This window comes from Bhargavaea massiliensis (assembly GCF_018390575.1).
In the GTDB taxonomy this organism is placed as follows: Bacteria; Bacillota; Bacilli; order Bacillales_A; family Planococcaceae; genus Bhargavaea; species Bhargavaea massiliensis.
This window is the reverse complement of record NZ_JAHBCJ010000009.1, coordinates 59,276-72,318: the sequence shown is the minus strand read 5'-3', so window position 1 is coordinate 72,318 and position 13,043 is coordinate 59,276. Positions and strand designations below refer to the sequence as shown.

Genomic DNA, 13,043 nt, shown 5'->3' with positions numbered 1-13,043 from the left:
ACAGAAACCGTCAGAATATTAAATACATCAGTGAGAAAGGGTTTTTCAACATGAGAGAAAGTTTATCTTTTTCCAAATACGTAGCAGTCGGCGTCATGCTGTTTGCCTTGTTTTTCGGAGCAGGTAACCTGATTTTCCCTGCCCAATTAGGCCAGCTGGCTGGTGAAAACTTCTGGCCTGCGATCATCGGATTTCTGATTACGGGAGTGGGCCTGCCGTTCCTTGGTGTCATCGCCATCGGATATTCCGGCAGCAGCAACTTGCAAGATCTTGCAAGCAGAATTCACCCGTTATACGCAGTGATTTTCACGTCAGTCCTTTACTTGACCATTGGTCCGTTCTTTGCGGCACCCCGTACAGGAACAGTTGCATTTGAAGTCGGCATTACTCCCTACGCGGGCAATGGGCCCATGCAGCTCCTGCTGTTTACGGCTGTATTTTTCGGCATCACGCTGTGGCTGTCACTGAATCCGGCGAAAATTGTCGACCGGGTCGGCAAAGTCCTGGCACCTGGCATCGTTGTTCTGCTGGCTGTCCTGATTGTTGTAGCCATCGTGAAACCGATGGGGGCTATTCAGCCGGCTACTGAAAGTTATATAGGAAATGCATTTGCAAAAGGCTTCACGGAAGGCTACAACACGATGGATGCCATCGCAGCGCTTGTGTTTGCCATCATTGTCATCAATGCAGTCAAGGCGATGGGGATGAAGACGAAAAAAGGAATTTTGAACGCGACATTTAAAGCAGGCGTCGTTGCCGCGTCACTTCTCGGTATCCTTTATGTCGGCATCGCCTATATCGGTGCCACCAGCGTTGAGAAATACGGTTTGTTTGATACGGGCGGTCCGGTCCTCAGCAGTTCGGCCGAGCATTTCTTCGGGGCATTCGGCACGGCACTGCTCGCGGTCGTCATCACCCTGGCCTGCCTGACGACTGCAATCGGCCTGATGATTGCGAACGCGGAATATTTCCATTCGCTTTTCCCGAAAGTGAGCTATAAGACATTCGTTATCGTATTTACGGTCTTCACGTTTGTTGTTTCGAACTTTGGGCTGGCGAACATCATCACTTATTCGATTCCGGTGCTGATGCTGATTTATCCGCTTGCGATTTCGCTGCTCCTGCTGGCATTCACTTCTAAGCTGTTCAATCATTCACGACTCGTATATGTGTCGGCGACTGTAGTCGCGTTCGCTATCGGGATTGTGGACGGGCTGAAGGCGCTTGCCGGCACACTTGGAACAGAGTTTGCATGGCTCCAGCCGATTGTGGACTTCTACACCGCCCATCTGCCGTTCTATACGGATGGCCTGGGCTGGCTGATTCCGGTCGTCACGGTCATGGTACTGACGGGCGTTATCGCACGCGCCACGGGAACTGCCGCCAACACGGCGGAAGCCTGATCTTAATCAAAAAATGGACATCCGGCGGATTATTTCCGCCGGATGTTTTCTTTTCAATAAAATATCCCCGAAGAAGTCTCTCCGGGGTGTTGGCGGATGCCGATCAGCTAAAGAAGTTGGTCAGCATTCCGCCTTTTTTGTTATTGTCAGTGGCTGCCTGGCTGCGGTTAGAGTTCTTTGTGCTTCCTGCGAAGTCATTGAACTGGCCTTTTAGCTTGTCACGGGATTCCTTGTTTCTCATGAGATAAGCGGCACCCAATCCGAGGGCAGTCATCATCATCTTATTTCGATTCATGTTCTTTTCCTCCTTGTCTGGTGCGTCTGTCTGTTATATTCCCGCGTGTCGGAACGATAAACCGGAACTGGACAGACATTGTTAAAAGTCAGACTTTGTCTGTTGTCATTTTGCAGAAAATACAGTAGGATGAGAAACATTGGTTTAATAGTCGACAATAATCGGTATTCTTTGACATCCCAGCAGAAAATGCAGCTAAGACAGAAAGGATTGCGTCTCATGCAGGAAAAAATGTCTTTCTCCAACTATATCGCGGTTGGCGCCATGCTGTTCGCCCTGTTTTTCGGTGCGGGCAACCTGATATTCCCGGCACAACTCGGCCAGCAGGCAGGAGATCAGCTGTGGCCGGCGGTGATCGGTTTTCTCATCACTGGCGTCGGCCTCCCTTTCCTTGGAGTTGTTGCGATCGGTTATTCCGGAAGCAATCATCTCCAGGAACTGGCGAGCCGGGTGCATCCGCTTTATGGCGTACTATTCACGTCCCTCCTCTATCTGACGATCGGTCCGTTTTTCGGCACGCCACGTACCGGGACAGTCGCCTACGAAATCGGCATCACGCCGTTTGTCGGACACGACGCCGGTTGGCTGCCGCTCTTCCTGTTTACTCTCCCCTTCTTTTCTCTGGCACTCTGGCTTTCGCTGAACCCGGCTAAAATCGTGGATCGGGTTGGCAAGATCCTTGCTCCGGGCATTGTTGTCATTTTGATTGCTCTGATTTCGATGACATTCTACAAGCCTATGGGCGCGATCCAGCCCGCTGTGCCTGCATATGCGGACCATGCATTCACGAAAGGAATTATGGAAGGTTATAATACGATGGATGCCATCGCGGCGCTTGTTTTTGCCATTATCGTCATCAACGCACTGAAAGGACTGGGCGTAAAATCTGTAAAAGGGATCACGAATGCCACGTTTGTATCGGGCATTATTGCCAGTCTTTTCTTGACGGGTCTCTATTTCGGAAGCGCTTATATCGGGGCAACGAGCGTCGAGCCGTTTGGCATGTTTGAAACCGGCGGTCCGGTGTTGAGCAACGCCGCTACGCATTACTTTGGGGCGTTTGGGACGTACCTGATGTCAGTTGTCATTATTCTGGCCTGTCTGACAACGGCAATCGGGCTTATCTCGGCAAATGGCGAGTACTTCCACTCGCTGTTCCCTAAAGTCAGCTACAAAGTGTTTGTATGGATGATCACTGTTTTTACGTTCATCGTCGCGAATTTTGGATTATCGAATATCATTACATTTTCAATACCGATGCTGATGTTCTTGTACCCGCTGGCAATTTCTCTTTTGCTGCTGACGTTTACATCAAAGCTGTTCCATCATGCGCAAATGGTCTATGTGGCGGCAACGACCATGGCACTGATCTTTGGGATCATCGATGGCCTGAAGGCTCTGGGCGGATCGCTCGGTACAGAATTTGGCTTCCTTACGCCGATTGATGAATTTCTCATGGCCAATTTGCCTCTTTATGCTGACGGCCTGGGCTGGCTCTTGCCGGTCATAGTGGTCCTGGTGGTTACCGGTCTTTTCGCCCGGCTGGCCGGACCGGCTTCTGAAGAGCAACTTTCTCACAGACAGTAAAAAACAGAAACCCGCAGATAAGCCGATGAGGCTTACCGCGGGTTTCTTTTGGTTATCTCTATCACTGGCCGCGCAATGCGCGGAGCTCGTCAATTGCCGTGAGCCAGTTTTTGGTCATGATGCTGTTTACTTTCCCGGCATCGCCGTCCTTCATGGCACGGATGATGTCAGTGTGTTCCTTGAAGGACTGCTCACGCAAAACGATGGCATCGTGGTAGAACTGGCGCCGTACATGTGCCTGGAGGTTCCCGACGATGTTGGTGATGTACGAGTTGTCGGCAGCTTCGACGATAATCTGGTGGAACTCTTCGTCAATGCGGATGGCAGACAGTTCGTCGCCTTCCCGGATCGCATCCCCGAATCGTTCGTTTGTTTCGGTGAGCCGCCCGATGATTTCATCCGTCAGATGAGGAATGGCAAGCTCTGCGGAAAGGGCCTGCAGGACGGCGAGCGGCGGAAGCAGGTCGTTGATCGCATCCGGATCGATTTCCGTTACTTGAGTCGCCTTGCCGGGATACATCTTGACAAAGCCCTGCGTCTCAAGAAGCTGAAGCGACTCCCGGACCGGTGTCCGGCTGACGCCAAGCGCCTTGGCGATTTCCAGGTCGTTTAATTTCTCTCCGGGACGAAGCGTCCCGTCGATGATCCAGTTCTGGATCTGATTAAAAGCGGTTTCTTTTGCCGTCATGCGAATCGGCTTGGGTAGCTGAGTTGGTAGTGGCATATTCCGGTCCCCCAATCGGAAAGCTTCTTTCATTCATTATACATGAGAACCAATAAAAGGGGTATACAATATATCGCACCCACAGAAATCCGGGATTTCACCGGGAAAAGCCGGTCTGAACTAGGAGAAAGCCGACATTGCATGTTTTTGGATCAATCAAGCCACACCGGGTCAGTTAAAACTTAACGGACGGCAGGCTCTTGTTTTCTTCGTCGGCCTCCTGGGCGGGCAGCCACTCTTGAGACCACTTTTGGATTTCTTCCATGACCGGTGCAAGCGCACGGCCCTTTTCGGTCAGACTGTATTCAATTCTGACAGGGGTTTCCGGATAGACGTTCCGTGTGACGATGCCGTCCTTTTCCAGCTCCTTCAGCCTCTCTGACAGCAGACGGTTACTGATGCCGATCGACTCGGTCATCGTGCAGAACCGCTGTGATTCGCCGAGAAGGGAAAAAATGATCAGCGCGTTCCACCGCTTGCTCAGCATTCCGACCGCCTGTTCAAAACGGGGACATAGTTCTGGCTGTACCATATGCGTTCACTCCTTATCATAAGTGTATCACAGGAATTAATCTGTTCACAGTAATTAGGTTACTTGAAATAACCTTTGATATCCGTTAAGATGGTTACAAATCGTAACTGAGAGGGGAATTCACCAATATGAAATCTTTCCACCAGGCCCCGGCCGTTTATACAGGGGCTGTTTACCTGAATGTACTTGATCTGAATGCCATGAAGAATTTCTATACGGACATCATCGGCTTTCGTGTGCTGAGTGAGACCGATAGCCGGATTGAACTGACCGCTGACGGCAATACACCGCTGCTCGTTCTGGAAAACCGTGAAGGGCTCCACCCGAAGCGACCGAATCGGGCAGGGCTTTATCACTTCGCAATCCTTCTCCCGTCCCGTGAGGACCTGGGCGCGGCCATCCTGCACTTTATCCGTAAAGGCGTGCGCATGGGTGCGAGCGACCATTACGTGAGCGAGGCCCTTTATTTGAACGACCCGGAAGGCAACGGCATCGAAGTGTACCGGGACCGTCCGGCTGATGAATGGAACTGGAACGACGGTCAGGTTGAGATGGCTACTGTCGCACTCGACGGGGACGGGGTTGTCCGGTCCGCTCAGGAAGCGGGACGAACATGGAACGGCCTGCCTGCAGAAACCGTCATGGGACACGTTCATCTCCATGTCTCAAACCTCGATGAAACGGAGCGCTTCTATCGGGATGGGCTCGGATTCGAAGTGGCCACGTACTACCCGGGCGCGCTTTTCATGTCTACGGCCCGTTATCACCACCACCTCGGCCTGAATGTATGGAACGGCGAGGGCGTCCCGGCGCAGGAAAAAGACAGCGCCGGCCTGAAAGCCTATACACTCGTTTTCCCGGACAGCGAAGCGGTCCGGAAGGTATCGGAACAGCTCCGTTCAATCGGTGCAGAAGTCAGTGAAGAGGACGGTCAAACCGTAGCCGCGGACCCGTCCGGCAATCGCATCATCTTGCAGGCAGGCGCCTGATCCGGACCGCCCTCATTACAGGGGCGGTTTTTTTACGTTTGCGGACAGAATTTTTCCTTAAGAACAGGGCGGGGAAATGCGGTTTATGCATGGAATCGGTTATACTGGGAATAGGATTGGTAGAATGCAATACAGCAAAGGGGTCCCTATGACTAAGAAACTCTGGTTCCAGGCGGGAGTCGGTATTCTCCTTGCTCTGCTCATCATTCATTTCTTCATCGATATCAAAGGCCTGTTTGCGCCGATCGGCATCATCCTGAGGACAATCTTCCTCCCGCTTCTCGTGGGCGGACTCCTGTTTTATCTGACGGAGCCCGTGCAGCGCTATCTCGAGAAGCGCAATTTTCCGAGATGGGCAAGTATCCTCAGCGTATTCGTGCTGCTCGTCGGCGTGTTCTGGGGCCTTTCCGCCATGATCGGTCCGATGATCACGAAACAGGTGAATTCCTTCACGAACAATCTTCCGCAGATTACCGAAGATGTCCAGGAGAACGTCAGTTACTGGCTGAACCGGCGGGATGAACTTCCGGAGTTCATGGAAAACGCGATCGACAACGCGCAAAGCCGGGTGAACGAAATCGCCGTCAACCTCGGCGGGGGGATGGTCAACTTTATCACGGGCTTTTTCCAGACCATCTTCATGCTTGTCCTTGCACCGTTCTTCCTCATCTACATGCTGAAGGACCATGAGCGCTTCATCCCGTTCGTTTCCCAATTTTTCACGGGGAAGAAGAAAGGCTTCGTCATCAAGACGTTGGAAGATGTCAACAGGACGATTTCGAACTATGTACAGGGCCAGATGCTCGTCAGTCTCTGTGTCGGCATTATGCTGCTGATCGGCTATCTCATCATCGGCCTGGAGTATGCGCTGATCTTGGCAATTTTCGGTCTCTTCATGAATCTCATTCCGTTTATCGGGCCGTGGATTTCGGTTATCCCGGCGCTTCTCATCGCGCTTATCCAAGATCCGAAGCTCCTGATTGGGGTCAGCATCGTCATGATTGTCGCCCAGCAGGTCGAGAGCAACTTCATTACACCGAACATCATGGGCAAAACGCTTGAAATCCATCCGCTTACTGTCATCACGGTCATTCTCGCCGCAGGGAACATTGCCGGGTTCGTCGGCGTGCTCCTTGGTGTTCCGATATACGCGGTCGGCAAGACGATCGTAAAGAACTTCTATGAAGAAAGAACGAAGATCAGGAAAGCTGCGACGAGTGACGTGGCGGAGGAATAGGCAGATGAAAGCCCGCGCCAAATCCGCGGGCTTTTGCATGTCAATCTTCAAAATACAGATGGTGGTGGAGCTTGCAGCCCGGATTGAAGGCAACACCGCAGGAAGGGCAATTAGAGGCTCCGTCCAGGTATTCTGCCACCGTCAGCTCATGTCCGCAGGCACCGCAGAGGACGGCTTTCTCGGAAAAACGGTCCTCCGGCCAGATCGCATGCCCGCCACAGCCGGATTCCGCATGGCAGGCATGGCAGGGAAACCACTTTCCGCAGCAGAAAAACTTGATCGCAATCCGGTCGGACTCGCTGTGGTAATGGCGGCACCGGGTCTCACCGTCGATGACAGCGCCTTGTATTTCATGCCCATGAATAATGATCGTTAACTCCTCCTCCGATTCAGGTTGACTGATGGTCTTTTCATTATATATGATAAGTTTAGTCAATTTAAGGATGAAGCAAGTTAACCAGACGGGGGAGAAATCGATGGGGAACGAACGACTGAAAATGATGATCATGGCTGCACTATTCGCGGCAATCATGGGAATCGGGGCACAAATCATCATCCCGATTCCGCCGGTGCCATTTACGGCGCAGACATTGGCGCTCGCACTTGCCGCGACAATACTCGGCAAACGCTATGGTACGCTCGCAGCTGCACTATATGTCCTGATCGGGGCAATCGGCGTCCCGGTGTTCGCGGGGATGAAATCCGGCCTTGGCATTTTGCTTGGGCCGACGGGCGGCTATATTCTGAGTTATATACCGGTGGCATTTATCATCGGATGGATTTCGGAAAAAGGGGGATTCCGTGCATCGGCGGTTGTTACGGCAAATATTATCGGGGCACTGGCGATTCTCGTGATCGGCACGGCATGGCTGAAGTTCATGGGCAACCTGTCCTGGACAGGCGCTTTTGCGGGAGGCATGCTTCCGTTCATCATTACAGACTGCATCAAGGCGGTGGCCGCGGCAGTTCTCGGCGTCATGGTCCGGAACCGTCTGGCCTCCGCACGTCTGCTGCCGGCTGCCCAGTAAAGCGATATTGTGGATCCCTGCAGACTTCTGCAGGGATCTTTTGGTACAGTCATTTTATGATAGAGTGAATAAGTGACACATTTATGAAGGGTTATAAACAACTTAGAGAGGGGTTGCCACATGAGAAAATGGCTTTTGATGCTGGCGATGCTGCTGCTTGCAGGTTGCGGCGCGGAACAACCGGCTAACGAAAAGGTAAAAGACGGGAATCAAGAGGGACCTGCTGCAGAAGAATCTGCTACGGATGAGGATGGAGCAGTAGTCGTGGACAAAGGCTTGCTTAATGTAGAGATCACCATCCCCGCCTCGTTTTTCGAAGGTGAAGACATGGATCAAGTCATCAAGCAGGCAAAAGAAGAGGGAATAGGAGAAGCTTCCCTCAACGACGACGGATCGGTCACCTATAAGATGTCAAAAGCAAAACATAAAGAACTGATGAAAGAGCTATCGGAAGAACTCAAGAAGACAATTGCAGATTTTGAAGGTGGAGAGGATTTCCCATCTATCCGCGAGATCTCCTATGACAAGGAATTTGAAACGTTCACCGTAACGGTGGATCAGGAGCAGTTTGAGAACTCGCTGGACGGCTTTTCCCTGTTCGGCCTCGGGCTTGCCGGGTCGTATTATCAGCTTTTCAATGGGAAGGATCCCGAGAATTATCGCGTGACGATTGAATTAAAAGATGAGGCAACCGGAGAATCGTTTGATGAGGTCGTATTCCCGGACGTGCTCGAGGAGATGGAACAAAATCTGGAGGAGGGCGAATAACTCCGCTGACAGATCCGAATCAATTTAAGACGCCTAGCCATTGTGGCGCCGGGATTTCCTTCGGGAGTGCCGGCGCTATTGTTGTTTCCCTTAAATGAATGCAGCATATCAGCCATGAGCATAATGACAAGGAATCCAAAAGGGAGGAGATTTTTGTCGTGACGGAGTTTCCGGAAATCTCCACGAACATCTGGGATATCTTTCTTGCCGTTCCGTTGGTGCTGATAGCTACACAGCTGCTCAAAAACATTTTTCCAATTCCGCCGGCGTTCGTGCCGACAGTCGCTACCTCCATTGGCCTGATCATCTCCGTATTCATCAGTCACAGAGGAGACCTGCCGGCGGCATTGTTTATGGGGGTACTGTACGGAGCAGCGGCGGTATCATTCTACGTATCCACCAAGTTATCCTTCCGCGCTTACCGCTCCCGATAGATTAATTCGCTCCATAAGGGGAATGAATAAGGTGATTTCATCACAGGAGGGATCACCGATGGATATGGAAAGAAGTTCGTCAACCGAGCGTTTTCAGCCGATGACGTCCGTGAACAGCGGAGACGGCATCCCGGTCGGGGAAGATCTGTACAGTTATACGAATCAAATTGTGAATGTCATTTTCTACGGAAAGCCGGGCGTCGGGAATGAATGGGTGCTGATTGATGCAGGCATGCCAAAATCCGGAGGCAAGATTATGGAGGCTGCGGCCGCCCGTTTTGGCGACAATAATCCGCCAAAGGCGATCATCCTGACGCATGCCCATTTCGACCATATCGGCGGATTGATCGATCTGCTCGAGCATTGGGACGTACCGGTTTATGCCCATCCGCTCGAAATTCCGTATATTACGGGCAAAAAGGATTATCCGGACCCGGATATGACCGTGGAGGGCGGCATGGTAGCGAAAATGTCCAGCATGTTCCCGCATGAGGCAATCGATATCGGCGCGAAGGCACATGAACTGCCTTCCGACGGCACGGTGCCGTTTATGGACGGCTGGAGGTGGATTCATACACCGGGACACACCGAGGGCCATGTGTCATTATTCCGTGAATCGGATGGCTCACTGATTGCAGGGGATGCATTCGTCACAGTGAAGCAGGACTCTCTATACAAAGTGATGACCCAGGAGCTTGAGGTCACCGGTCCGCCGGTTTACCTGACCCCTGACTGGGAATCGTCCGAGCAGTCGGTAAAAACACTTGCCCAGCTGCAGCCGCAGGCAGCCCTCACCGGACACGGCGTTCCGGTCACAGGAGAGTACTTGCAGAACGAACTGGCCAATCTTGCGGAACACTTCAAAGAAAAAGCGGTCCCGGATCACGGAAAATTCGTGGACGGCGAGAAATGATGAGCAATTTGCCCCCGATATCCCGCGGGGGCTTTTGTCTTTGTTCGAACGGGTATGGCTGTAAGAGAGTGAAAAAGGGCTGGACGATATCCGGCAAGCATGCCTGTTGACGAATATATACCCCGGGTGGTATATTCTTAATACCCAATAGGGTATAAAAAGGGAAAGGGATGCAGCTGAATATGTTTTTCCAATCATTTTTTGATGAACGTCTTGCTCAATATGCCTATCTTGTAGGCTGCCAGCGCACGGGTGAAGCGATTGTCATTGATCCGCCCCGCCATTCGGAGGCCATCATTGAGCGCGCCAAAAAAGAAGGCCTCAACATCACGGCTACCGCGGAAACCCATATCCATGCCGACTTCACTTCCGGTGCCCGCCAGCTGGCCGAAGACCTTGGCGCCAAACTTTATCTGCCGGGTGAAGGCGGAGAAGACTGGAGCTACCAATACACAGACGGACTTGATCACGTTCTTCTTAAGGACGGGGATACATTCTCGATCGGAAACATCGACTTCAAAGTCATGCACACGCCGGGCCACACGCCGGAAAGTGTCTCGTATCTGCTGACGGACCGCGGAGGCGGCGCGACGGAACCGATGGGCATCTTCACGGGAGACTTTGTCTTTGTCGGAGACATCGGCCGTCCGGACTTGCTTGAAAAAGCGGCAGGCCTTGCGGACACCGCAGAAAAAGGTGCCGTCCAGATGTTTGACTCGGTCCAGAAGTTCAAACAGCTTCCTGACCATATGATCGTCTGGCCGGGCCACGGGGCAGGTTCCGCATGCGGCAAGTCGCTAGGAGCGGTTCCTCTCACGACAGTCGGCTACGAAAAGCAGTTTAACTGGGCGATGAAGGAAAACGACCGGGATGAGTTTGTGAAGCAGCTGCTTGACGGCCAGCCGGAAGCACCGAAATACTTTGCCATGATGAAGAAAGTGAACAAAGAAGGGCCTGCTCTCCTGGACCGGGAAGTTATCCGGACAATTGAAGACGCACAGGAATTCAACCGGCTCCGCGGACAGGACGGCACACTCGTCCTGGATACACGCCCGGCAAAAGATGCCGAAAAAGCGCTCGTCAAAGGTTCCATCAATATCCCGTTCAATAAATCGTTCACCAACTGGGCGGGCTGGCTGATCGGATACGACCAGGATCTTCTCGTCATTGCCGAAGAAGGCCGGGAAGAGGAAATCCGTGAAGCACTCGAATCGATCCACTTTGACCGGATCCTTGCATTTGTCCGCCCGGAAACCGCGGTTTCCGCAGCGGAGACGGATTCGTATGAAACCCTGACCGTCGAAGAGTTTGTGGAAGCGAAAAAAGACGAGAACACGTATGTCCTCGATGTCCGAAACGATTCCGAATGGGAAGGCGGACGGATGTCCGAGGCGACCCACCACTTCCTCGGCCATCTTTGGGATGAAGAACTGCCACAGGATAAGGAACTGCTCGTCCACTGCCAGAGCGGCGCGCGATCCGCAATCGCGTCCAGCATCCTGAAAGCACGCGGTTTTGATAAAGTCTCCCACATGTCCGGAGGATTCGGTGCGTATGAACGAAAAGGTTATGATACAGTGAAGTAAAACCCGACCGCCCGGGCTGGACGGTCCGGAAAGGAGAAAAAAGATGGAATACGATCAGAAAGTCAAAAACCGGATGCGGCGAGTGGAAGGTCAAGTGAAGGGTGTCCTCCAAATGATGGAGGAAGGCCGGGACTGCCGGGATGTCGTCATGCAGCTCCGGGCGATCAAAAGTGCCATCGACCGGACCGTCGGCGTGGTCGTCAGCACCAATCTCGAAGCCTGCGTGCGTGAAAGCATCGAGTCGGGAGAAGAAACCAGTGATAAAGTCCAGGAAGCGATCGACCTGCTCGTCAAATCGAGCTGAGCCGGCGTGAAGCACAGGAAAGGAAGCGAATCACCATGGAATGGCTGATCATTTTGATCATTGTCGCCTTTTTCGCCTGGCGGATGATGCCGGCGAAGGGCGTGCGGACCATTGATGCGGCAGGGTTGAAGGACAAGCTCGGCGATAAGTCGGTACAGTTTGTCGATGTCCGGACTCCTGCGGAATACAAAGCCCGCCACATCAAGGAATTTAAAAATATCCCGCTGAACACATTGCCGTCCAAGACGGATTCCCTCGATAAGTCCAAAGAGACCGTCGTGATCTGCCAGAGCGGCATGCGGAGCGCGCAAGCCGCGCGGATCCTCAAGAAAGACGGCTTTGAGAACGTCGTGAATGTCCGGGGCGGCATGGGAGCCTATAGCGGGTGAGCGGCGCGGAACTCACACTGCCGCTGATCCTGACCCTGTTCGCGATCGGGTTTGCCGGCTCATTCATCTCCGGCATGGTCGGAATCGGCGGGTCGATCATCAAATACCCGATGCTCCTTTATATTCCGCCGATGCTCGGCTTCGCGGCCTTCACGGCCCATGAAGTCGCCGGCATCAGCGCGGTACAGGTGATCTTCGCGACAATCGGCGGGGTCTGGGCATACCGCAGCAGCGGCTACCTGAACAAAAGGCTCATTGTGGTTATGGGCGCGGCCATTCTGGCCGGCAGTTTCATCGGAGGGTTCGAATCCTCCGGCTTGAGTGAAATGACGGTGAACGTTGTCTACGGTGTGTTGGCAGCCATTGCCGCCGTCATGATGTTCATTCCGAAAAAGGAAGTCCCGGACATGCCGGCGGAAGACGTTTCGTTTTCGATTCCGCTGGCGGCAGTGCTCGCGTTTATCGTGGGCATCGGCGCCGGCATCGTCGGCGCGGCCGGTTCCTTCCTGCTCGTGCCGATCATGCTGACGGTGCTGAACATCCCGACAAGGATGACCATCGCGACATCGCTTGCGATTACGTTCATTTCGTCGATCGGCTCGACCGCCGGCAAGGTGTTCACCGGCCAGGTCCTGCTTTGGCCAGCGGTCATCATGATCGTGGCGAGCCTCATTGCAGCACCGATCGGGGCCAAGGCCGGCCAGAAAATGAACACGAAGGTCCTTAAGTGGATCCTTGCGATTCTTATTGCGGCGACCGCCATCAACATTTGGCGCGACCTGTTCATGCAAATGCTGTAACCAATATTTTTTTGAATGTCAATATACCCGAACGGGTAACCGTATATTAGGAGA

The 13,043-nt window shown here is 52.9% G+C and carries 16 protein-coding genes; 12 read left to right on the top strand and 4 right to left on the bottom strand.

The window, feature by feature from the left end; translation table 11 throughout:
* Positions 1-50: 50 nt before the first annotated feature.
* Entirely contained in the window at positions 51-1,403 is a 1,353-nt protein-coding gene (gene brnQ / locus KHA84_RS13360) for a branched-chain amino acid transport system II carrier protein (protein ID WP_213424012.1), read from the top strand.
* A gap of 103 nt (positions 1,404-1,506) precedes the next feature.
* Here the strand turns inward: brnQ (KHA84_RS13360) and KHA84_RS13355 are convergent, their stop codons facing one another.
* Positions 1,507-1,698 carry a hypothetical protein gene (locus tag KHA84_RS13355; RefSeq protein ID WP_213424011.1) on the bottom strand — a complete coding sequence of 64 codons (192 nt, stop codon included), beginning with the start codon at positions 1,696-1,698 and terminating at the stop codon, positions 1,507-1,509.
* Between the two features lie 219 nt (positions 1,699-1,917).
* Between KHA84_RS13355 and brnQ (KHA84_RS13350) the strand changes: the two genes are divergently transcribed.
* Positions 1,918-3,285: a branched-chain amino acid transport system II carrier protein gene (brnQ, locus tag KHA84_RS13350; RefSeq protein ID WP_213424010.1), complete on the top strand. Its 1,368-nt coding sequence runs from the start codon at positions 1,918-1,920 to the stop codon at positions 3,283-3,285.
* Between the two features lie 61 nt (positions 3,286-3,346).
* On the opposite strand, the gene KHA84_RS13345 is transcribed toward brnQ (KHA84_RS13350), so the two are convergent.
* On the bottom strand, positions 3,347-4,009 hold the full coding sequence (locus KHA84_RS13345) for a GntR family transcriptional regulator (RefSeq protein WP_213424009.1): 663 nt from the start codon (positions 4,007-4,009) through the stop codon (positions 3,347-3,349).
* Positions 4,010-4,184: 175 nt separating this feature from the next.
* Complete coding sequence (locus tag KHA84_RS13340; RefSeq protein WP_213424008.1) at positions 4,185-4,541, bottom strand: winged helix-turn-helix transcriptional regulator; 357 nt, start codon at positions 4,539-4,541, stop codon at positions 4,185-4,187.
* A 128-nt stretch (positions 4,542-4,669) separates the two neighbouring features.
* Between KHA84_RS13340 and KHA84_RS13335 the strand changes: the two genes are divergently transcribed.
* The gene (locus KHA84_RS13335) at positions 4,670-5,530 is read left to right on the top strand and encodes a VOC family protein (RefSeq protein WP_213424007.1); all 861 of its coding nucleotides are present in this window, start codon (positions 4,670-4,672) and stop codon (positions 5,528-5,530) included.
* A 148-nt stretch (positions 5,531-5,678) separates the two neighbouring features.
* Positions 5,679-6,767, top strand: coding sequence for an AI-2E family transporter (locus KHA84_RS13330; RefSeq protein ID WP_157294131.1), 1,089 nt, complete (start codon positions 5,679-5,681; stop codon positions 6,765-6,767).
* A 40-nt stretch (positions 6,768-6,807) separates the two neighbouring features.
* Here KHA84_RS13330 and KHA84_RS13325 read toward each other — a convergent pair whose 3' ends face one another.
* On the bottom strand, positions 6,808-7,275 hold the full coding sequence (locus KHA84_RS13325) for a CHY zinc finger protein (RefSeq protein WP_213424006.1): 468 nt from the start codon (positions 7,273-7,275) through the stop codon (positions 6,808-6,810).
* Here KHA84_RS13325 and KHA84_RS13320 point away from each other — a divergent pair.
* The 8 genes from KHA84_RS13320 (at position 7,244) to KHA84_RS13285 (ending at position 12,989) form a co-directional block, all read left to right on the top strand.
* Positions 7,244-7,795, top strand: a complete 552-nt coding sequence (locus tag KHA84_RS13320; protein WP_213424005.1) for a biotin transporter BioY — start codon at positions 7,244-7,246, stop codon at positions 7,793-7,795. The genes KHA84_RS13325 and KHA84_RS13320 overlap by 32 nt on opposite strands.
* Positions 7,796-7,915: 120 nt before the next feature.
* The gene (locus KHA84_RS13315) at positions 7,916-8,563 is read left to right on the top strand and encodes a hypothetical protein (protein ID WP_213424004.1); all 648 of its coding nucleotides are present in this window, start codon (positions 7,916-7,918) and stop codon (positions 8,561-8,563) included.
* Positions 8,564-8,721: 158 nt separating this feature from the next.
* Positions 8,722-8,997, top strand: a complete 276-nt coding sequence (locus tag KHA84_RS13310) for a hypothetical protein (protein ID WP_213424003.1) — start codon at positions 8,722-8,724, stop codon at positions 8,995-8,997.
* Positions 8,998-9,055: 58 nt separating this feature from the next.
* Complete coding sequence (locus KHA84_RS13305; protein WP_213424002.1) at positions 9,056-9,910, top strand: MBL fold metallo-hydrolase; 855 nt, start codon at positions 9,056-9,058, stop codon at positions 9,908-9,910.
* Between the two features lie 182 nt (positions 9,911-10,092).
* Positions 10,093-11,496: an MBL fold metallo-hydrolase gene (locus KHA84_RS13300; protein ID WP_213424043.1), complete on the top strand. Its 1,404-nt coding sequence runs from the start codon at positions 10,093-10,095 to the stop codon at positions 11,494-11,496.
* A 43-nt stretch (positions 11,497-11,539) separates the two neighbouring features.
* A complete protein-coding gene (locus KHA84_RS13295) occupies positions 11,540-11,800 on the top strand; it encodes a metal-sensitive transcriptional regulator (protein WP_213424001.1) in 261 nt (86 codons plus the stop codon).
* A gap of 35 nt (positions 11,801-11,835) precedes the next feature.
* Positions 11,836-12,189, top strand: a complete 354-nt coding sequence (locus KHA84_RS13290; RefSeq protein WP_213424000.1) for a rhodanese-like domain-containing protein — start codon at positions 11,836-11,838, stop codon at positions 12,187-12,189.
* Positions 12,186-12,989 (top strand): sulfite exporter TauE/SafE family protein, encoded by an 804-nt coding sequence (locus KHA84_RS13285; protein ID WP_213423999.1) that lies wholly within the window; start codon positions 12,186-12,188, stop codon positions 12,987-12,989. The genes KHA84_RS13290 and KHA84_RS13285 overlap by 4 nt, the downstream gene beginning before the upstream one ends.
* The last annotated feature ends 54 nt before the right edge of the window (positions 12,990-13,043 follow it).